General features: G+C 72.0%; 18 protein-coding genes. 8 read left to right on the top strand and 10 right to left on the bottom strand.

Annotation, left to right across the window (positions count from 1 at the left end):
* Positions 1–33: 33 nt before the first annotated feature.
* From ACULK4_RS04665 to ACULK4_RS04645, 5 genes are read right to left on the bottom strand one after another with little or no spacing between them, the layout of a single operon-like run.
* A complete protein-coding gene (locus ACULK4_RS04665) occupies positions 34–2,175 on the bottom strand; it encodes an alpha-galactosidase (RefSeq protein WP_445965815.1) in 2,142 nt (713 codons plus the stop codon).
* Between the two features lie 9 nt (positions 2,176–2,184).
* Entirely contained in the window at positions 2,185–3,519 is a 1,335-nt protein-coding gene (locus tag ACULK4_RS04660) for an ABC transporter substrate-binding protein (RefSeq protein WP_445965816.1), read from the bottom strand.
* A 51-nt stretch (positions 3,520–3,570) separates the two neighbouring features.
* Positions 3,571–4,506, bottom strand: a complete 936-nt coding sequence (locus ACULK4_RS04655) for a carbohydrate ABC transporter permease (protein ID WP_445965817.1) — start codon at positions 4,504–4,506, stop codon at positions 3,571–3,573.
* Positions 4,503–5,453 carry a carbohydrate ABC transporter permease gene (locus tag ACULK4_RS04650; protein WP_445965818.1) on the bottom strand — a complete coding sequence of 317 codons (951 nt, stop codon included), beginning with the start codon at positions 5,451–5,453 and terminating at the stop codon, positions 4,503–4,505. The genes ACULK4_RS04655 and ACULK4_RS04650 overlap by 4 nt, the downstream gene beginning before the upstream one ends.
* Complete coding sequence (locus ACULK4_RS04645; RefSeq protein ID WP_445965819.1) at positions 5,450–7,540, bottom strand: beta-galactosidase; 2,091 nt, start codon at positions 7,538–7,540, stop codon at positions 5,450–5,452. The genes ACULK4_RS04650 and ACULK4_RS04645 overlap by 4 nt, the downstream gene beginning before the upstream one ends.
* A 121-nt stretch (positions 7,541–7,661) precedes the next feature.
* Here ACULK4_RS04645 and ACULK4_RS04640 point away from each other — a divergent pair, with 121 nt between their 5' ends.
* A complete protein-coding gene (locus ACULK4_RS04640; RefSeq protein ID WP_445965820.1) occupies positions 7,662–8,684 on the top strand; it encodes a LacI family DNA-binding transcriptional regulator in 1,023 nt (340 codons plus the stop codon).
* A gap of 52 nt (positions 8,685–8,736) precedes the next feature.
* On the opposite strand, the gene ACULK4_RS04635 is transcribed toward ACULK4_RS04640, so the two are convergent.
* Positions 8,737–9,381: an SDR family oxidoreductase gene (locus ACULK4_RS04635; RefSeq protein WP_445965821.1), complete on the bottom strand. Its 645-nt coding sequence runs from the start codon at positions 9,379–9,381 to the stop codon at positions 8,737–8,739.
* A gap of 267 nt (positions 9,382–9,648) precedes the next feature.
* Here ACULK4_RS04635 and ACULK4_RS04630 point away from each other — a divergent pair, with 267 nt between their 5' ends.
* Positions 9,649–10,119, top strand: a complete 471-nt coding sequence (locus ACULK4_RS04630; protein ID WP_445965822.1) for an NUDIX hydrolase — start codon at positions 9,649–9,651, stop codon at positions 10,117–10,119.
* A gap of 197 nt (positions 10,120–10,316) precedes the next feature.
* Here ACULK4_RS04630 and ACULK4_RS04625 read toward each other — a convergent pair whose 3' ends face one another.
* The 4 genes from ACULK4_RS04625 to ACULK4_RS04610 form a co-directional block, all read right to left on the bottom strand.
* Positions 10,317–11,132, bottom strand: coding sequence for a nitroreductase family protein (locus ACULK4_RS04625; RefSeq protein WP_445965823.1), 816 nt, complete (start codon positions 11,130–11,132; stop codon positions 10,317–10,319).
* 5 nt (positions 11,133–11,137) lie between these two features.
* Positions 11,138–11,572 carry a hypothetical protein gene (locus ACULK4_RS04620; protein ID WP_445965824.1) on the bottom strand — a complete coding sequence of 145 codons (435 nt, stop codon included), beginning with the start codon at positions 11,570–11,572 and terminating at the stop codon, positions 11,138–11,140.
* Positions 11,569–12,774, bottom strand: coding sequence for an AI-2E family transporter (locus tag ACULK4_RS04615; protein WP_445965825.1), 1,206 nt, complete (start codon positions 12,772–12,774; stop codon positions 11,569–11,571). The genes ACULK4_RS04620 and ACULK4_RS04615 overlap by 4 nt, the downstream gene beginning before the upstream one ends.
* A gap of 90 nt (positions 12,775–12,864) precedes the next feature.
* Positions 12,865–13,443: a helix-turn-helix domain-containing protein gene (locus tag ACULK4_RS04610; RefSeq protein WP_445965826.1), complete on the bottom strand. Its 579-nt coding sequence runs from the start codon at positions 13,441–13,443 to the stop codon at positions 12,865–12,867.
* A gap of 117 nt (positions 13,444–13,560) precedes the next feature.
* Between ACULK4_RS04610 and speB the strand changes: the two genes are divergently transcribed.
* From speB to ACULK4_RS04580, 6 genes are all read left to right on the top strand, one after another.
* Positions 13,561–14,517: an agmatinase gene (gene speB, locus ACULK4_RS04605; RefSeq protein ID WP_445965827.1), complete on the top strand. Its 957-nt coding sequence runs from the start codon at positions 13,561–13,563 to the stop codon at positions 14,515–14,517.
* A gap of 38 nt (positions 14,518–14,555) precedes the next feature.
* Complete coding sequence (locus ACULK4_RS04600; RefSeq protein ID WP_445965828.1) at positions 14,556–14,987, top strand: YybH family protein; 432 nt, start codon at positions 14,556–14,558, stop codon at positions 14,985–14,987.
* A 78-nt stretch (positions 14,988–15,065) separates the two neighbouring features.
* Positions 15,066–16,448: a purine-cytosine permease family protein gene (locus tag ACULK4_RS04595; RefSeq protein ID WP_445965829.1), complete on the top strand. Its 1,383-nt coding sequence runs from the start codon at positions 15,066–15,068 to the stop codon at positions 16,446–16,448.
* A gap of 11 nt (positions 16,449–16,459) precedes the next feature.
* On the top strand, positions 16,460–17,086 hold the full coding sequence (locus ACULK4_RS04590) for a cyclase family protein (RefSeq protein WP_445965830.1): 627 nt from the start codon (positions 16,460–16,462) through the stop codon (positions 17,084–17,086).
* Between the two features lie 111 nt (positions 17,087–17,197).
* A complete protein-coding gene (locus ACULK4_RS04585) occupies positions 17,198–17,569 on the top strand; it encodes a VOC family protein (protein WP_445965831.1) in 372 nt (123 codons plus the stop codon).
* Between the two features lie 16 nt (positions 17,570–17,585).
* Entirely contained in the window at positions 17,586–18,653 is a 1,068-nt protein-coding gene (locus ACULK4_RS04580) for a PHP domain-containing protein (RefSeq protein ID WP_445965832.1), read from the top strand.
* The last annotated feature ends 16 nt before the right edge of the window (positions 18,654–18,669 follow it).

Raw genomic sequence — 18,669 nt, 5'->3', positions numbered from 1 at the left:
GCCGCATCCGGCACAGCCGTCGGAGTGGGCCGCTCAGCCCGCGACGAGCTCCAGCACGATCGCGTTCTCGGGCGCGAGCAGCGGCATCGGGAGGCCGACCTCGCCGAGCACGCGTCCGGGCAGCCGGACGGATCGCCCGTCGAACCAGGGCGGGTTCGCGTCCTGCACCGTGCGCACGTGCCCGAGGTCGAGCACGCGCACCTCGTACGTCGCGTCGGGGTCGAGCCCCGGCAACCGCACGGCGGGCGGCATCGCCGCGTGGGCGGTGCCGAGCATGGCGACCGAGAACACGGCGTGGCGGCGATCGGATGCCACGACGCCCTGGACGTTCTGAGCGGGGTCGGCGGCATCCGCTCGCACCACCCGGCCCGAATGCAGCAGGGCTCGCAGCCGCCGGTACTCCGCCGCCCAGCGCGCGACCGCGTCGAGGTCGGCGTCGGAGGCCCTCGCGAGGTTCCACTCGATGCCGGCGCTGCCGAAGAGGGCCGTCGCGAGCCGGAACGACAGCTCGGACCTGCGCCCGGTGGTGTGCGCGCGGGCAGCGCCGAGGTGCGCGCCGAGGTACTCGGGCGGCACGACCAGGCTCGTCCATCGGTGGATGCCCTGGCGTTCGAGCGGGTCGTTCGTGTCGCTCGGCCAGACCCGGTCGGTGCGCTCGAGGATGCCGAGGTCGATGCGCGCCCCGCCGGAGGCGCACGACTCGATCTCGACGCCCGGGTGCGCGGCGCGGAGGCGGTCGATGAGGGCGTACACGGCATGCGCCTGGGCGTGCGACGAGCCCCCGAGCAGGTCGCGGTTGTGGTCCCACTTGAGGAAGGCGATGTCGTACTCGCCGAGCAGCGCGTCGAGCCGCCCGAAGACGTGGTCCGCGGCGCCCGGGGCGGTCAGGTCGAGCACGCGCTGGTGCCGCCACTCGGGGTCCGCGGGGCGGCCCAGCACCCAGTCGGGGTGGGCCCGGGCGAGGTCGGAGTCGGCGCTCACCATCTCCGGTTCGACCCACAGGCCGAACTCCATCCCCGCCGCCCGCACGCGGTCGATGAGCGGCCCGAGTCCGTCGGGCCAGACCGCGGCGTCGACCGACCAGTCGCCGAGCGCCCGCCGGTCGTCGCGCCGCCCGTGGAACCAGCCGTCGTCGAGCACGAACCGCTCGACGCCGACGCGTTCGGCCGCCGCGATGAGCGGCTCGAGCTTCTCGAGCGACTGGTCGAAGTAGACGGCCTCCCACGTGTTCAGCACGACGGGCCGCGGCCGGCCCGCGATCGTCGACCACGAGCGAACCCAGGCGTGCAGCCGATCGGAAAGCCCGTCGAGGCCCGCGTGGGAGTACGCGGCGACCGTCCACGGCGTCTCGTACGCCTCGCCCGGCCCGAGCGAGACCTCGCCGGGCGCGAGCAGCTCGCCGGCGCCGAGGGTCGCGGGGCCGAGCGGCGAGCGCTCCGCCCACGCGTCGGTGTCGCCCGACCAGGCGGCGTGCACGGCCCACGCCTCGCCGTGCCGGAACCCGAGCCCGGGCACGCCGGCGACGAGCAGGAACGCGTCGTCGTGCCCGCCGCGCCCGTGTCGCGACTCGCGCGCGTGCACGCCGTGCTCGAGGGCACGGCGGATCGGTCGCCGCTCGTGGCTCCAGAGCCCGCTGAAGTCGAGCAGTTCGGTCGCACGCGCAGGCACGGGCAGCACCACGGCGAGCCGGCCCACGCCGAGCGGCGAGCCTCCGCGGTTCGACACGCGGTGGCGCACCCTCAGCACGCCCTCGGGAGTCAGCTCGAGGCGGGTCGCGACCGCGACGGATGCCTCGGGGTCGGCGAGCTCGAACGCGAGGGCCCCGCCCGCGGCATCCGTCGCCCCCGAGCCGCGCACCGAACCGGGCACGAGCTCGAGGTGGAGCGCCTGCAGAGCGCGCGCCGCGGCCGCCCCGTCGGCGCCCGCCGGGTCGCGGAACGCCTGAACGCCCGGACGACCCGACCAGCCCTCGCCGAGCGTCGGCACGAGGCTGAGCCGCAACGGCACGTCGATCGACGACGGCGGCACGGCCGGCACGGATGCCGCGGCGAGTGCGTCGAGGGCCGCCGGTCCGAGGTCTCCGAGGTCGCTCCCCCAGTGGAGCACGGCGGGCACGCCCGTGCCGCGGGCGTCGACGATGAGGCTGACGCCCGCGGCACGGAGGTGATGGATCACGGGGTGAGGCTACTCCGCGACCGGGATGGACTGGGCCTCGAGCGCGTCGACGGTCGACGACTGGCCCTTCTCGAGCGCCTCCATGAGGGTGCTGCTGCCCGAGGCGGCGGCCTTGAATCCATCGGACACGTCGGCGTACGTCTGCGTCATGGTCGGGCCCCACACGAAGTCGGGGTTGACCTGCGCCGAAGCCTCGGCGAACACGTCGTAGATCGCCTGGCCGCCGTAGAACTCGACGCCCTCGGTGAGCGTGGGCAGCTCGAGACCGGCCTCGGTGGCCGGGTAGATCGCCGCCTGCTCGTTGAGGATGGTGAGCGCCTCATCGGAGGTGTTCAGCCACAGCGCGAACTTCGCCGCCTCGTAGAGGTGGTCGGTCCCCTTGAAGACCGCGATCGACGAGCCGCCCCAGTTGCCCGCGGCGGCGCCGCCGGACTCCCACTGCGGCGCGAGCGCCACCGACCAGTTGCCGGCCGTGTCGGGCGCACCCGACGCGATCGAGTTGGCACCCCAGACGGCCGAGTTCCACGTCCAGACCTCGCCCGAGTTGTAGGCGTTGTTCCACTCGTCGGTCCACGCCGGGTACGTCGAGACCAGGTCGTTCTCGATGAGGTCCTGCCAGTACTCGGCGACCGCCATCGACTCGTCGCCGGTCAGCTCGACGCTCCACGCGTCGCCGTCGTTGCCGAACCACTGACCGCCGGCCTGCCACACGAAGCCCGCGAACTGGTTGATGTCCGTCTGCGAGAAGTTCGTGATGTAGCCGCCGGCCTCGCGCACCTGCACGGCCGCCTCGCGGTACTCCTCCCACGTGGTCGGCACCTCGATGCCGTTCTGCTCGAACAGGTCGCTGCGGTAGAACAGCGCCATCGGGCCCTGGTCCTGCGGGATGCCGTAGACCTCGTCCTCGGTGCCGAGCGAGACCTGGCCCCACGTCCAGTCGAGGAACTGGTCCTCGGCGGCGACGACCTCCTCGCACGCGGCGAGGTTCTCGAGGCCGTCCTGCACGCGGAAGTTCGGCAGCGCGTCGTACTCGATCTGGCCGAGGTCGGGGGCGTTGCCCGCCTCGAGCTGGTTGAAGAAGTTCTGGTACGTGCCCGAGTTGCCGTTGGGGCCGGTCTGCACCTCGACCTGGATCTCGGGGTTCTGCTCGTTCCAGACCGCGACGGCGTCCTCGATGCCGGGGATCCAGCTGGTGAACTCGAGCGTGACGTCCTCGCCGGCCGGCTCGCAGGATGCCGCGGCGTCGCCGCCGTCGGACGCGGCGTCGCCGGCGGCGCACCCGGTCAGGGCGAGCGCGGCGGAGGTGAGCAGGGCTGCGGTGACCGCTCGTTTCGTGTGACGCATGGTTTCCTCTTCTCGGTGGGGTGGTCGCCCGGATGCCCCCGGGCGGGGTGTCTACTTCAGGGCTCCGGTGCCGAGGCCCGTGCGCCAGTAGCGCTGAAGCAGCAGGAACGTGATGATCAGCGGGATGATCGACAGCATCGAGCCGACGAGCACGTAGGTGCGCAGCTCGGGGAACTGGTTGATCGTCGAGTTCCAGGCGTAGAGGCCGTAGGTGACCGGGAACAGCTCCTCGCTGCGCAGCATGATGAGCGGCAGGAAGAAGTTGTTCCAGATGGTCACGAACTGGAACAGGAAGACCGTGATGAGCGCAGGGAACATGAGCCGGATCGAGACGGTGAAGAACGTGCGCAGCTCGCCTGCGCCGTCCAGCCGGCTCGCCTCGAGCAGTTCGTCGGGCACGGATGCCTCCGCGAAGACGCGCGAGAGGTACACGCCGAACGGGCTCACGACGCTCGGCAGGAACACCGCCCAGAACGTGTCGGTGAGTTGCACGCGGCTGAACAGCAGGAACAGCGGCAGGGCGAGCGCCGTGGCCGGCACGAGCACGCCGCCGAGCACGACGTTGAAGATCGTCTCGCGGCCGGGGAAGCGGTACTTCGCGAGCGCGTACCCGCACATGGCGGCGAGGACCGTCGCGACGACCGCGCCGAGGCCCGCGTAGAGCAGGCTGTTGAGGATCCACCGGAAGTACACGCCCTCGCGGTACGTGAGCAGCGCGCCGATGTTCTCGAAGAGCTGGAAGTCGGAGAACCACAGCGGGTTCGTGCTGAACAGGTCGCCGCGGCTCTTCGTCGAGGCCACCACGAGCCACCAGATCGGCACGAGGAAGTACAGCGTGAAGACCGCCATGACGAGCATGGCGCCCGTGCGCGACAGGATGCTCTCGCGCGGGCCGCGGCCGGCGGGGGCGGCTCCCCCTCGGCTGATGCCGCGAGGGTTGACGGCGGGTGAGGCCGTGGTGGCGTCAGGTCCGATCGCGGTGCTCATGCGTCGGCCCCCTTCCGGCGGGTGAGGCGGAGGAACGTGAAGGAGAGGATGAACGTGGCCAGGGCCAGCACCACCGAGAACGCGGCGGCGAGCGACACGTTCGGGACCGCGCTGGTCGCGTAGATGGTCATGTTCGGGGTGTACGTGCTCGTGACCGCGGAACTGAAGGAGCGGAAGGTCTGCGGCTCGGCGAGCAGCTGCAGGGTGCCGATGATCGACAGCACCGCGGTCAGCACGAGCGCGGGCCGCACGAGCGGGATCTTGATCGACCAGGCGATGCGGGCCTGGCCGGCCCCGTCGATGCGGGCGGCCTCGTAGACCTCCTGCGGGATCGCCAGCAGCGTCGAGTAGATGATGAGCATGTTGTAGCCCACGAACACCCAGGTCACGACGTTCGCGATCGCCCACAGCACGAAGTCGGCCGACAGCAGGTTCACCTGGCTCGTCAGCGCCTCGAACGGCGACAGGTTCGGCGAGTACAGGAAGCCCCACATGATCGCGGCGATCACGCCCGGCACCGCGTACGGGGCGAAGAAGGCGAGGCGGAAGAACTTCTTGCCGCGGACGAGCGGCGAGTCGAGCAGCAGCGCGAACAGCAGTGCCAGCGCCAGCATGACGGGCACCTGCACGACGCCGAAGAGGAGCACGCGGCCGACCGACGTCCAGAACGCCTCGTTCTGGAACACGAGGGCGTACTGCTGGAAGCCGCCGAACACCTCGGTGGCCGCGCCGTACGTGCCCTCGCGCTCGACGACGAGCATCGACTGCCACACGGCCACGGCGATCGGCACGAGGTAGAACGCCGTGAACATGACCGCGAACGGGGCGACGAACGCGACGATGGCCCATGGATGCTGCACGCGCCGCCGCCGCGGCGGTCGGGGTCGCCCGGCCTCCTCCTGCGTCGCGAGACGCGCAGCGGTCGGTGTGGTCGCGGATGCGCTCATGCCGCGCCTTCCTCTCTGATCACCCGAACCGCGCCGGCGGGCACCGCGAGGCGCCCGTCGACGACGGATCCGGTCACGAGTTCGGTGCCGCGCGCGTCGATCTCGACGGCGTCGGCGCCATGGTTGACGACGAAGCGCCAGACGCGCCCGCCGTCGGTGCGGCGCGTGATCTCGACGTCGGCCGACGCCGCGGGCTCGGATGCCGCGCCGGCGCCCTCGACGATCCGGCCGACGAGATCCAGCAGGTCGTCGCGCTCGAGCAGGGTGCCGAGGTACCACGCGTCCCCCGCGCCGTCGGCGCCGTCGCGGCGGGTCACGGCGGGGCGTCCGGCGGCGGGTCCGTCGGCGAAGCGGTCGAGCACCGCGGCATCCGTCGCCTCGAGTCGATCGGCCCACAGCGACGCGGCCGCACCCGACTCGAGTGCGATCGGCGTGCCGGGCAGGACGGGAGCGAACTCCTCGACGCGGACGCCGAGCAGGTCGCGCCACGCGCCGGGGTAGCCGCCGGGCCGCACGCGGTCGTGCTCGTCGACGATGCCGCTGTAGAAGGTGACGAGGGCGTGGGCGCCGGATGCCACGGCCGCGTCGAGCGCGGCGGCGTCCTCGTCGGAGACCAGGTACAGGCCCGGAACCACGACGAGCCGGTACCCGGTGAGGTCGGCGCCGGGACGGACCACGTCGACGGTGACGCCGACGTCATGGAGTGCGCCGTACAGCGCGTGCACCTGGTCGAGGTACTCGATGGCGTGCGTGGGGCGGTTCTCGGCGTCGGACGCCCACCACGCCTCCCAGGAGAACAGCAGCGCGACGTCGGCGTGCACGCGGCTGCCGGCCACCTCGTCGAGCGCGCCGACGATGCGGCCGAGCTCGACGACCTCGCGCCACAGCTCGGAGTCGGTGCCGGCGTGCGGCACGAGTGCCGAATGGAACTTCTCGGAGCCCTGCAACGACGCCCGCCACTGGAAGAAGCAGAGCGCGTCGGCGCCGCGCGCGACGTGGGCGAGCGAGTTGCGGAGCAGTTGGCCGGGCTCCTTGGCGAGGTTCACGGGCTGCCAGTTGACCGAGCCCGTCGAGTGCTCCATGAGCAGCCACGGCTCGCCGCCCGCGAGGCCGCGGGTGAGGTCGGCGGCGAATGCGAGCTCGGTGCGCGGCTCGCCGAGGCGGTGGTCGAGGTAGTGGTCGTTGGCGATGACGTCCATATCGGGGGCCCAGGACCAGTAGTCGAGGTCTTGGATGTGCGCGGTGACCATGAAGTTCGTCGTGATCGGCAGCGCGCTGTGCCGGCGGATCGCCTCGACCTCGGCCCGGTAGTACGAGCGCAGCTCCTCGGAGGAGAACCGGTGGAAGTCGAGCACCTGGCCCGGGTTGCGGCTCGAGAGGGTGAGCTTCGGCGTGAGGATCTCGTCCCAGTCGGTGTAGCGCTGGCTCCAGAAGCTCGTGCCCCACGCGCGGTTGAGCTCGTCGATCGTGCCGTGGCGCTCCCGGAGCCAGCGGCGGAAGGCGCGCGTGCTCTCGTCGCAGTGGCAGTGGGCGTTGTGGCAGCCGAGCTCGTTCGACACGTGCCAGAGCTCGACGGCGGGGTGTTCGCCGTAGCGCTCGGCCACGGCGTCGACGAGCGCGAGCGCGTGCCGCCGGAAGGTCGGCGAGCTCGGGCACCATGCCTGGCGACCGCCGGGATAGCGCGTCGTGCCGTCCTCGACGACCGGCAGGATCTCGGGGTGGCGGGTGGTGAGCCACGGGGGCGGCGATGCCGTGCCGGTGCCGAGGTTGATCCGGATGCCGGCGGCGTGGAGCAGTTCGATCACCTCGTCGAGCGCGGCGAACTCGAATGCGCCGTCCGGCCCCTGGAGCGAGGCCCAGCCGAAGACGTTGATCGCGACGAGGTCGACGCCGGCCTCGCGCATGAGGGCGACGTCCTCGCGCCAGACGGCGGGCGTCCACTGCTCGGGGTTGTAGTCGCAGCCGAAGGCGATGCCCTGATGCTGGAAGCGCGGGCGGGCGGCGGCGGGCGCAGGCTCGGCCTGCAGCGGCGGGATCGGCGCCAGCGTCGTCGCGTGGTGGTCCACGGTGCTCCCGGTGATCGTCATTGATTCTGTGAACGTGCACAGATTCGCGTGAGCCATTCGCCTCGTCGGTTTCTGTGAACGTACACAGAATGCCACCGCGTGCCATCCGTGTCAACACCCGACCGGCAGTACAGTGAGTCGCATGACGACCAGGCCGGCCCGCTCCAAGCGCGCCACCGTGCACGACGTGGCGCTCGAGGCCGGCGTGTCGCGCGGCACCGTGAGCCGGTACGTGAACGGCGAGCGCTACGTCTCCGCGACCGCGCGCGACGCGATCGAGGCCGCGATCGCGAAGGTGGGCTACGTGCCCAACACGGCCGCGCGCAATCTCGTCATGCAGCGCACGCAGGCCGTCGGGTTCATCGTGCACGAACCGCACTCGCTGTTCGTCGAGGACCCGAACATCGGCGAGATCCTGCTCGGCGCCAACTCCCGCCTCTCCGAGGCCGACCACCAGATGGCCGTGCTCATCGTCGACACCGAGCGCGACACCGACCGCGTCGCCCGGTACCTCTCCGGCGGGCTCGTCGACGGCGTCATCATCGTCTCGGCGCGCGCCGACGACCCCATCACGCGCGTGGTCGAACGCCTGCAACTGCCCGCCGCGTACGTCGGCCACCCGCCCGGCGCCGCGAGCACCGCGTCGTTCGTCGTCATCGACAACCGCGGCGCCGCCCGCGCGATCACCGAGCGCCTCGCCGCCACGGGGCGCCGCCGCATCGGCATGATCGCCGCCGCGCTCGACCGCGACTCGGGCGCCGACCGGCTCGCCGGGTTCACCGAGGCGCTCGGCGACCGGTTCGACGAGGCCCTCGTCGAGCCCGTGCCGCTGTACTCGTACTCGGCAGGCCGCGACGGCATGCGCCGTCTCCTCGACCGCGCTCCCGACCTCGACGGGATCTTCGCGGCGTCCGACGCCGTCGCCGCGGGCGCCATCGAGGCGCTCAAGGAGGCCGGTCGCCGCGTGCCCGACGACGTCGGCGTCGTCGGCTTCGACGACAGCGCGTGGGCCCGCCGCACCACCCCGCCGCTGTCGACCGTGCGGCAGCCCGCCGCGGGCCTCGGCGCGGGCGCGGCCGCGCTCGTGCTCGCGCGACTCCGAGGCGAGGACACGCCGGCCGAACAGCGCCTCGACTGCGAGATCGTGTGGCGCGAGTCGGCCTGATCAGCCGCCGACTCACCGCGTTGCGCGCTCGGGTGGGGTGTGTCCGGGTCGATCAGGCGCGCAGTGCGTCGGCGATCGGGGTGTCGCCCCGGTTGAAGCGGATGGTGCGCCCGATCGTCGCGGGCTCGACGAGCGCCTGGGCGGCGACCGCCGCGACATCCGCTCGGTCGACGTCCCTGCTCTCCTCGCCGGTCGTGTCGATGCGGCCCGTGCCCGGCCCGTCCGCCAGTGTCGACGGCCCGAGGATGGTGTACTCGAGCGCCGACGCACGCAGGTGCTCGTCGGCGTCGGCCTTGGCGTCGGCGTAGTGCCGGAACGCGCTGTCGGCGGGCACGCGGTGGTCGACGCGGGACCCGAAGTACGACACCATCACGTACCGGCGCACGCCCGCGCGCTCAGCGGCGTCCATGGAGCGCACCGCGGCGTCGTGGTCGACCGCTCGCGTGCGCTCGGGGTTGCCCCCGCCGGCGCCCGCCGACCACACGACCGCGTCATGCCCCGCGAGGAGGCCGGCGAGTCCGTCGACGTCGAGGGTCTCGACATCCGCCACCACCGCCTTCGCCCCGGTCGCCTCGATGTCGGTCGCATGCTCGGGATTGCGGATCACAGCGTCGACCTCGTCGCCGCGCTCCGCCAGCAGCCGTTCGAGCTCCAGCGCCACCCGGCCGTGCCCTCCGATGACCAGCACCTTCGACATGCTTCGCCCCCTTCGTCGGTTGCTACGAGCGTAGTGACGGATGCCGCGGCGGCAACCTCGCGCCGCCGAGATCCTGAAGCGGGACGGCGTCTGGCGCGTCGCCCAGCGACCCCGGCAGAATGGGCGCATCACACATGGAGGTGCGGATGGACATCGACATCGAGACGGTGCTCTGGCTCGCGATCGGGGGGATCGTGGTGGTGGGCGGCATCCTCGGCGCCGCCGCGTTGTGGTCGTTCGTCAAGCCGAAGTGAGCCCGGAGCGCTCGTGCCGGTGACGAGCGCGGGCGTGCTGCTGTTCCGTCGCACGCCGGCGCTGCAGGTCTTCGTCGCGCACATGGGCGGGCCGTTCTGGGCGAAGCGGCACGAGCACGCCTGGTCGATGCCGAAGGGGCTCCTCGAGCCCGGCGAGGCGCCCCTTCCCGCGGCGCTGCGCGAGTTCGCCGAGGAGATCGGCGTGCCCGCGCCATCCGTCGACTACACCGAGCTCGGCACGGTGCGCGCGTCGTCGAGCAAGGTGCTGCACGTGTTCGCGGGCGAGGCCCCCGGGTTCGAGGTCGGCGAGCTGCGGCCGGGCATGTTCGAGATGGAGTGGCCGCCGCGGTCCGGTCGCACGGCCGAGTTCCCCGAGGTCGACGAGGCCCGGTGGGCGGATGCCGCGGAGGCGCGCACGCTGCTCGTGAAGGGCCAGCTCGCGGCCCTCGACCGCCTCGAGCAGCACCTGGCCGCGCGCGCCTGACGCGCTGGCCGCCCGCGCCACTTCCTCCGGCCATCTCCCACCCGGCTCCCTCGGGTCTACAGGAGTCGCCGCGATCTACAGGACGAGTTCCGGGATCCGGTCCTGCAGACCGTGGGAACTCCTGCAATCCCGGCCAGGGCGAGCCCGGGCCGGGCCGAGCACGGCCCGCAGCAGCGCGGCCCGGTCAGGCGGCGCCGCTAGTCGCGGCCGGGCTCGAGCAGCGGCTCGTCCCACCCGCCCTGCGGCGTCTCGCACGTCTCGCGGAACACCACCTGCGACGGCAGCTTGCGCTCATGGCTCACCCAGTCGATCGCGGGCCGGCGCTGCTCGACGGGCACGTAGCCGAGCCGGTACACGGCCATGAGCTCGAGCTCGTCGGGCACGCGCAGCAGCCGCACGATCTCCTCCCAACGGCCTGGCACCTCCATGGGGAACGAGATGAACTGGATGCCCATGCCGAGCTCGACCGTCGTGAGCCAGATGTTCTCCATCGCGGCGCCCATGCTGAACACCGAGTAGAACGACGACAGCTGCCCGGGCCGGTACTCCGAGCGGTCGAGCATGACGCCGAGCAGCAGCGGCGACCCGGCGACGAGCTTGCGGTTCTCCTCCCCCAGCGTCTTCGGCACGCCGAACGTGTTCATGAGCTTCTGCCCGCGCTTCGTGAACACCTGCGAGGTGAACGGGCGCAGGGCCGAGGGCAGCTTGTCGAACAGCATCCCGGAGCGCTTCTCCTCCATCTCGGCCTGGCTGAAGCGGAAGTACGGCTTGTAGCGCTCGAAGAACGTGCCGTTCGACATCGCCTCGGTCATGCTCTCGCCGGAGATGCGGGCGATCGTCTCGATGGTCGACCGGTCCTCGATGAGCACGAACCGCCACGGCTGGCTGTTCAGCTGCGACGGCGCGCGCCCCGCGGCCTCGATGAGCGTGCGCTGGTGCTCCTCCGACACGGGGTCGGGCAGGAACGGCCCGTTCGTGGTCTTGCGCCGGCGGATGGCGTCGAGCAGTTCCATGCGGGCTACCTCCTGGATCGGATCGCGGCGGCGAACACGAACGGCGCCGCGGTGAGTGCGATGAGCGGATGCCGCCTCGTGTGCGTCCCCGCGTACGGGATGATCGCGAGCGGCACGAACGCGGGCGCGAGGGTCGCGGCGGCTGCGCCCATCGCCTCGCGCGGACGCCCCCACCACGCTGAGGAGAACGCGGCGGCCGACAGCGCGAAGGTCGCGATGTAGAGCGCGTGGTGCACCCAGCGGAAGTCACGCGTGTCGACGAGCCGCAGTGCGACCGACGCGCCGAGCGCGCTGTTGGCGGTGTAGCTCGCGGCGGCGGCCGTGAACAGGGCCGGTGCGGCGTCCGACAGACCGGGGCGGCGGCCGCCCCCGCCGCGACGTGGCAGTCGTCGGCTGGGGCGGCGGCCGCCCCCGCCGCGACGTGGCAGTCGTCGGCTCACGCGACCGTGGCCCCTCCCGCGGAATCGGCCTTGAGCTCCTTGATCCGCCTCCGCCTCAGCCGGAGTTCCTTGCGCTCGTCGATCGACGGATCCTCGCCGTCCCAGACCTTGATGATCGCCCAGCCGACCGCCGTCAGCGGCACGGCGAGCACCGCGCCGGCGATGCCGCCGAGGATCGTGCCGGCGGTCAGGGCGATGAGGATGACGAGCGGGTGGAGCTTCAGCGACTGCGCCATGACGACGGGCTGCAGGAGGTCGCCCTCGAGCTGGTTCACGACGATCACGATCGCGATGACGATGAGCGCGACGACCGGTCCGTTGGCGACGAGCGCGACGAGCGCCGCGAGGATGCCGGCGACGGTGGCGCCGACGAGCGGGATGAACGCGGTCAGGAACACGATGACCGCGAGCGGCAGCGCGAGCGGCACCTGCAGGATGGCGAGGCCGATGCCGATGAAGACCGCGTCGACGAACGCGACGATGGCGGTGCCGCGCACGTAGCCGCCGAGCACCTTGACGCTCGTGCGTCCGACTCGCCGACCCCGCTCGAGCCGTTCGCCGGAGTAGGGCCGCATGAAGAACGCCCAGATCCGGTCGCCGTCCTTCAGGAAGAAGAACAGCACCACGAGCATGAGGATGAGCCCGGTGAGGAACTCGGTCGCCCGCCCGACGCCCGTGAGGGCCGTCTGGCCGAACTCGGCGCTCGTGACGAAGTCGATGATCGAGTCGCGCGCGTCGTCGATCTGCGCCTGGTCGATCGGGATGGGGAGCTCCTGCACCCAGCCGAGCAGGTCGTCGAAGCCCTCGGTGGCCGACTCGGCGAGTGCGTCCCACTGGTTGCGGACGGCGAACACGATGGCCGTGATGATGCCGCCGAGCACGATGATGCCGCCGAGGAGCGCGGTCCACGCCGCGAGCATGGGCGACCACCCCTTGCGACGCAGCCAGCTGATCAGCGGCGCGGCGGACGCGGCGAGGATGAGCGCGATGAGCACCGCGATGACGAGCAGCCGCACCTGCAGCAGCCCCCAGATCGCCAGCGCGCCGACCGCGACGACCAGCAGGATCTGCACGCTGCGGACCGCCCACCGCCCGAGCCGGTCGTTCCAGATGGGCCCGCCTGCGCCGCGGCGGGCGGCGTCGTCGACGGCGTCGTCCGTCTCGGAATCGGCCGACCGACCCCGTCCACTCCCGAAGATCATGGCTCGACCCTAGGCCGCGGCGGCGCCGTGGCGCAGCCCCCTCGCGGTCGAACGACGATGCGCCTAGGGTGCGCGAACGGATGCCGCAGGCTACGCCGACCCGCTCCACGGCGCGGGCACCAGCACCCACACGACCTCGGCGGGCGCGTCGTCGGCGACCCAGGTGTGCGGCTCGCGGCCCGGGAACGTGAGGGCGTCGCCCTCCTCGAGCCGGACGGTGCGGTCGGCGAATCGCACCTCGACAGCGCCCGAGACGACGTGCATGACCTCGACGTCGCAGTTGACGGTGTAGAGCTCGTGCCCGCCGTGCGCGCCGGGCGCGAGCGACGACCGGAGCAGCTGCACGCGCTCCTCCCCGCGGGGCGACATGAGGTGCTCCTCGACGTGGACGCCGCCGAGGTTGATGCGAGGGGCGTCGGCGCGCGTGACCTTCTGGATCTCGGGCTCGGCGAACAGCGCGCCGACGGGCAGCGACAGCACCTGGCAGAGCTGCACGAGCGTGGCGACGCTCGGCGAGGTCTCGTCGCGCTCGAGCCGGCTGAGGAACCCCTTGCTGAGGCCGCTGGACTCGGCGACCTGCGCGAGCGTGAGTCCCTGCGCCATGCGCGTGCTGCGGAGCTTCGCACCGATCGGCGGTCCGCCTGTGGCGGAGGGGTGGATGGGTCGCACAGCGGCTCCTCTCGTGCGGCGCGCCGTCGCGGCATCCGTCCGACCCTCTTGACGCGTGCGGGCGTCGCGGCGTACCGTGTCAGCAGGTTTCCTCAACAGTACTGGAAGTTTCGTAATATGCAACCCACTCCGAGCTCCTCGCCCGTCGGCCCCGTCGACGCGAGCGTCGTGCCCCGGTTCGCCGGCATCGCGACGTTCGCCCGCCTCCCCCGCCTCGACGAGGTCGAGCGGGCGGATGTCGCGATCGTCGGCGTGCCGTTCGACTCGGGCGTGAGCTACCGGCCGGGCGCGCGTTTCGGCCCGGCGCACGTGCGCGAGGCCTCGCGGCTGCTGCGGCCGTACAACCCCGCACAGGACGTCTTCCCGTTCGGCGCGCAGCAGGTCGCCGACGCCGGCGACATCGCCGTGAACCCCTTCGACATCGCCGAGGCCGTCCGCCAGGTCGAGGCCGGCGCGCGCGAGCTGCAGGCGAGCGCGACGAGGCTGCTCGCGATCGGCGGCGACCACACCATCGCGCTGCCGCTGCTGCGCGCAGTCCACGCGCAGCACGGTCCCGTGGCCGTCCTGCACTTCGATGCGCACCTCGACACGTGGGACACCTACTTCGGCGCTCCCACCACGCACGGCACCCCGTTCCGCCGCGCGAGCGAGGAGGGACTCATCGACCTGACCGCGAGCATGCACGTCGGCATCCGCGGCCCGCTCTACGCCAAGAGCGACCTCGAGGACGACGAACGGCTCGGCTTCTCGATCGTCACGAGCGAGTACCTCGAGGAGCACGGCCTCGCGAGCGCCATCCACCGCATGCGCTCCCGCATCGGCGACGCGCCGCTCTACATCTCGATCGACATCGACGTGCTCGACCCCGCCCACGCGCCCGGCACCGGCACCCCCGAGGCCGGCGGGCTCACGAGCCGCGAGCTGCTCCGCATGCTCCGCGCGCTCGCCGACCGGAACATCGTCGGTGCCGACCTCGTCGAGGTCGCTCCCGCCTACGACCACGCCCAGCTCACGGGCGTCGCGGCGAGCCACGTCGCGTACGAGCTGCTGAGCGCCATGGCGCCCCGCGACTGACCGCACCCACCACCGACGACGGCGAAGGAGTCGATGAGATGAACGAACGCGAGGCGCCACTGCGCGAGGAGGTCGAGGCCGCGGCATCCGCCGTCGTCGACGCCTTCGCCGCGACCGACCGCGACCGCTACTTCGCGTGCTTCGACCCCGAGGCCACGTTCGTGTTCCACACCGAGCCGGCGCGGCTCGACGACCGTGCGGCGTACGAGCGGCTGTGGGACGAGTGGGTCGCGGCCGGCTGGCGCGTCGTGTCGTGCGAGTCGAGCCGTCGCCGCGTGCAGCTGCTGCCCGGCGGCGCCGTCTTCACCCACTCCGTCGCGACCACCGTCGAGACCGGCGAGGGCCGCGAGTCGTACCGGGAGCGCGAGACCATCGTGTTCCGAGCGGATGCCACGGGCGGCCTCATCGCCGTGCACGAGCACCTCTCCCCCGACCCCGCCGACGCGGCCTCCGCCGACGGCGACGCCTGACCCCGTCCCAACCCCACACCCGGTCTCGAGACGCCGCATCGCGGCTCCTCGACCCGCACACCCCGAGGAGACACAGCAATGTCGCTCTACACCCGCCTCGAACAGCGCCTCGAGCGCAACTCGGACGACGCCGGACCGGTGCAAGGCGAGTTCTCGCTCGTCCGCATCGGACTGATCTGGCTCGCCGCGAACCTCGTCGTCACCACGCTGCTGACCGGCACGCTCTTCGTGCCCGGCATCGACTACGGCCTGGCGATCCTGCTCATCATCGTCGGCACCCTGGTCGGCGCGGTCGTGCTCGTCACCGTGGGCAACATCGGCACCCGCACGGGCCTGCCGACCATGGCGCTCACGCGCGGGCCGTTCGGCACGCGCGGCAGCCTCCTGCCCGTCACGGCGAACGTCGTGATCCTCATGGGCTGGAGCTGGGTGCAGGCGATGCTCGCCGGCATCGCCCTCGACTTCATCGTGGCATCCGTCACCGGCATCTCGATGCCCGTCGTCTGGGCGGTCGTCTGCCAGACGATCGTCGTGATCCTGGCGATCTTCGGCCACGAGGGCATCGCGCGCATCGAGCCCTGGCTCGCCGCGATCATGCTCGCGATCATGACGTTCATCTTCATCACGGCGTTCACGACGTTCACGCCCGCCGAGTTCCAGTCGATCCCGGTCGACGAGTCCATCGGGTTCACGCCGCTCATCGTGCTCGACGTCGTCATCGCCACGGCCATCTCGTGGACGGTGCTCTCGGCCGACTTCAACCGCTTCGCGAAGACGAGCAAGGCCGGGATCATCGGCTCGGGCGTCGGCTACAGCCTCTCGACGATCATCGCCATGTCGCTCGGTGCGACCGCGATCTCGTACGTGATCATCTCCGGCGGCGAGGCCGCCCCGTTCGACCCCGTGACCATCATCGAGCCGTTCGGCTGGCCGCTCGCGATCGTGATCTTCACGTCGGTCATGGCGACCAACACGATGGTCGTCTACGGCATGGTCACCTCGGTCGTGAACGCGATCCCCGGCTCGCGCGTGAAGTTCCTGCCGACCGCGCTGATCCTCGGCCTCATCTCGATCATCGGCGCGACGTTCTTCGGACTGCTCGACCAGTTCACGACGTTCCTCGTGACGATCGGCGCGCTGTTCGCCCCCGTGTTCGCGATCATGATCGCCGACTACTACATCGTCAAGCGCGGGGCGTACACGCCCGACATCCTGAACGCGAAGGGCGGTCGGTACTGGTACCTCGCGGGCGTGAACTGGTTCGCCGTCGCGGCGTGGGCGATCGGTGCGGTCGCCGTGTACCTGTGGACGTATGTGTGGCCGACGCCGATCGGCGCGACCATCCCGGGCTTCGCGCTCACGTTCGTGCTCTACCTGGTGCTGTCGCTGCGCGAGCGGTCGGCGCACGCGGCCGAACCGAGCCGGCACCTGAGCCGCAGCGGCACCGCGACGGACGCCTGACGGCCGGCGCCATGCGCGACCTCAGCCACCCCATCGCGGACGGCATGATGGTGTACCCCGGCGACCCCGGGGTGCACCTCGCGCCGGCGCTCGAGCTCGAGCGCGACGGCGCCGCCGTCACCGCGCTCGAGCTCGGGTCGCACACGGGCACGCACGTCGACGCGCCGTCGCACACCGTCGCGGGCGGACGCACGATGGCCGAGGTCTCGCTCGAGGAACTCGTCGGCGACGCGCTCGTGCTGCACCTCTCCGGCGTCGGCGACGGCGAGACGTACGGGCTCGAGGCGCTCGGCGAGCTGCCCGACCGCGTGCCGGCGATCGTCGTGGTCGACACGGGGTGGTGGCGGTTCTTCGGCACCGAGCGGGCGCTGCGGCATCCGTCGATGGCTCCGGATGCCGCGCACGAGCTCGTCGCGCGCGGCATGCGGGTGCTCGCGGTCGACACGCTGAGCCCCGACCCGACGGATGCCGCGGGCACGACGTCGTTCCCCGTGCACGAGGTCGTGCTCGGCGGCGACGGGCTGATCGTCGAGAACGTCGCCGCGCTCGAGGACGTGCCGTCGCGCGTGCGGATCGGGTTCTTCCCCCTCCGCCTCGGCGTCGACGGCGCGCCCGTCCGCGCGGTCGCCTTCGACTGATCCTGCGGGTCGAGGAGGCGCGCGCCGGCTCCGTCTCGAGACCCGGCCCGCCTTCGGCGATCCACCGCCGGGCCCCTCGACCGCCGGGGGCGGCTCGGGCAGACTGGAACGATGGACCTCGGCGCCTTCTCCGTCAGCCTCGCCGTCAGCGACCTCGCCGCGTCACGGGCGTTCTACGAGCGACTCGGGTTCGAGGCGTTCGGCGGCGACCCGGCCGAGGGCTGGCTGATGCTGCGCAACGGCACGCACGTGATCGGACTCTTCCAGGGCATGTTCGAGCGGAACCTCCTCACCTTCAACCCCGGATGGGACCAGACGGCCGCCGAGGTCGACCCCTTCACCGACGTGCGCGAGCTGCAGCGCCGACTCCGCGACGCCGGCGTCGAGTTCGCGTCGGAGGTCGACGAGGCCGGGTCGGGACCGGGCAGCTTCGTCGTCGTCGACCCCGACGGCAACCCGGTGCTCGTCGACCAGCACCGCTGACGGGCAGGCTGGGGCGATGGACCCGGTACAGGCGCTCGAGGAGATCGCGACGCTGCTCGAGGTGCAGCTCGCGTCGCCGTTCAAGGCGAAGGCGTTCCGTCGCGCGGCCGGCGTGATCGGTCCGCTGTCGGGCGAGGAACTCCGCGCACGTGCCGCAGACGGCCGGCTCAAGCGCACTCCCGGCATCGGCGACTCGAGCTTCGGCGTGATCCAGCAGGCGCTCGCGGGCGAGGTGCCCGGCTACCTGGCCGACCTGCGCGAGAAGGTCGGCGCCCAGTCCGCGACGGGCCTGCGCGCACAGCTGAAGGGCGACCTGCACGCGCACTCCGACTGGTCGGACGGCACGACGAGCATCGCCGCGATGGCGCGCGCCGCGGCATCCGCCGGACTTTCGTACTTCGCGCTCACCGACCACTCCCCGAGCCTGCGCGTCGCGAACGGCCTGTCGCCCGAGCGGCTCGAGTCGCAGCTCGAGATCGTCGCCGCCCTGAACTCGGGCCTCGGCGAGGCCGGACGCGGCGACGACGACGAGCCCGACGCGCGCTCGCGCGGCGACCTCGGCGTGCGGATCCTCACGGGCATCGAGGTCGACATCCTCGAGGACGGCACGCTCGACCAACGACCCGACCTGCTCGAGCGGCTCGACGTGGTCGTCGCGAGCGTGCACTCGAAGCTGCGTGCGCCGCGCGACCAGATGACGAAGCGGATGCTGCGTGCCGTCCGCGACCCGCACACGAACGTGCTCGGCCACTGCACCGGCCGACTCGTGACGGGATCGCGCGGCACGCGCCCGCAGTCGGAGTTCGACGCCGAGGCGGTGTTCGCCGCGTGCGCCGAGCACGACGTCGCCGTCGAGATCAACTCGCGCCCCGAGCGGGAGGACCCGCCGGACGACCTCATCGCGAAGGCCCTGGCCGCCGGATGCCGCTTCTCGATCGACAGCGACGGGCATGCGCCCGGCCACTTCGGGTTCCTCGCGCTCGGCGCCGCGCGCGCGGAGGCGGCCGGGATCCCGCCGGAACGGATCGTCACGACGTGGGACGCCGACCGGCTCGTCGAGTGGGCGGCGGCGAAGCGGCGCTGATCTACCGCGGGGCGAC

This window comes from Agromyces selenitireducens, from assembly GCF_052748465.2.
This window is presented reverse-complemented; position numbering and strand designations above follow the sequence as displayed.

What these genes read in the sequence shown, in the direction of transcription:
- ACULK4_RS04615 (WP_445965825.1), bottom strand. Translation starts at nt 12,774, where the DNA reads ATGATCTTCGGGAGTGGACGGGGTCGGTCGGCCGATTCCGAGACGGAC.
- ACULK4_RS04595 (WP_445965829.1), top strand. Translation starts at nt 15,066, where the DNA reads ATGTCGCTCTACACCCGCCTCGAACAGCGCCTCGAGCGCAACTCGGAC.
- ACULK4_RS04650 (WP_445965818.1), bottom strand. Translation starts at nt 5,453, where the DNA reads ATGAGCGCATCCGCGACCACACCGACCGCTGCGCGTCTCGCGACGCAG.
- ACULK4_RS04600 (WP_445965828.1), top strand. Translation starts at nt 14,556, where the DNA reads ATGAACGAACGCGAGGCGCCACTGCGCGAGGAGGTCGAGGCCGCGGCA.
- ACULK4_RS04640 (WP_445965820.1), top strand. Translation starts at nt 7,662, where the DNA reads ATGACGACCAGGCCGGCCCGCTCCAAGCGCGCCACCGTGCACGACGTG.
- ACULK4_RS04635 (WP_445965821.1), bottom strand. Translation starts at nt 9,381, where the DNA reads ATGTCGAAGGTGCTGGTCATCGGAGGGCACGGCCGGGTGGCGCTGGAG.
- ACULK4_RS04580 (WP_445965832.1), top strand. Translation starts at nt 17,586, where the DNA reads ATGGACCCGGTACAGGCGCTCGAGGAGATCGCGACGCTGCTCGAGGTG.
- ACULK4_RS04645 (WP_445965819.1), bottom strand. Translation starts at nt 7,540, where the DNA reads ATGACGATCACCGGGAGCACCGTGGACCACCACGCGACGACGCTGGCG.
- ACULK4_RS04660 (WP_445965816.1), bottom strand. Translation starts at nt 3,519, where the DNA reads ATGCGTCACACGAAACGAGCGGTCACCGCAGCCCTGCTCACCTCCGCC.
- ACULK4_RS04625 (WP_445965823.1), bottom strand. Translation starts at nt 11,132, where the DNA reads ATGGAACTGCTCGACGCCATCCGCCGGCGCAAGACCACGAACGGGCCG.
- ACULK4_RS04655 (WP_445965817.1), bottom strand. Translation starts at nt 4,506, where the DNA reads ATGAGCACCGCGATCGGACCTGACGCCACCACGGCCTCACCCGCCGTC.
- ACULK4_RS04585 (WP_445965831.1), top strand. Translation starts at nt 17,198, where the DNA reads ATGGACCTCGGCGCCTTCTCCGTCAGCCTCGCCGTCAGCGACCTCGCC.
- speB (WP_445965827.1), top strand. Translation starts at nt 13,561, where the DNA reads ATGCAACCCACTCCGAGCTCCTCGCCCGTCGGCCCCGTCGACGCGAGC.
- ACULK4_RS04590 (WP_445965830.1), top strand. Translation starts at nt 16,460, where the DNA reads ATGCGCGACCTCAGCCACCCCATCGCGGACGGCATGATGGTGTACCCC.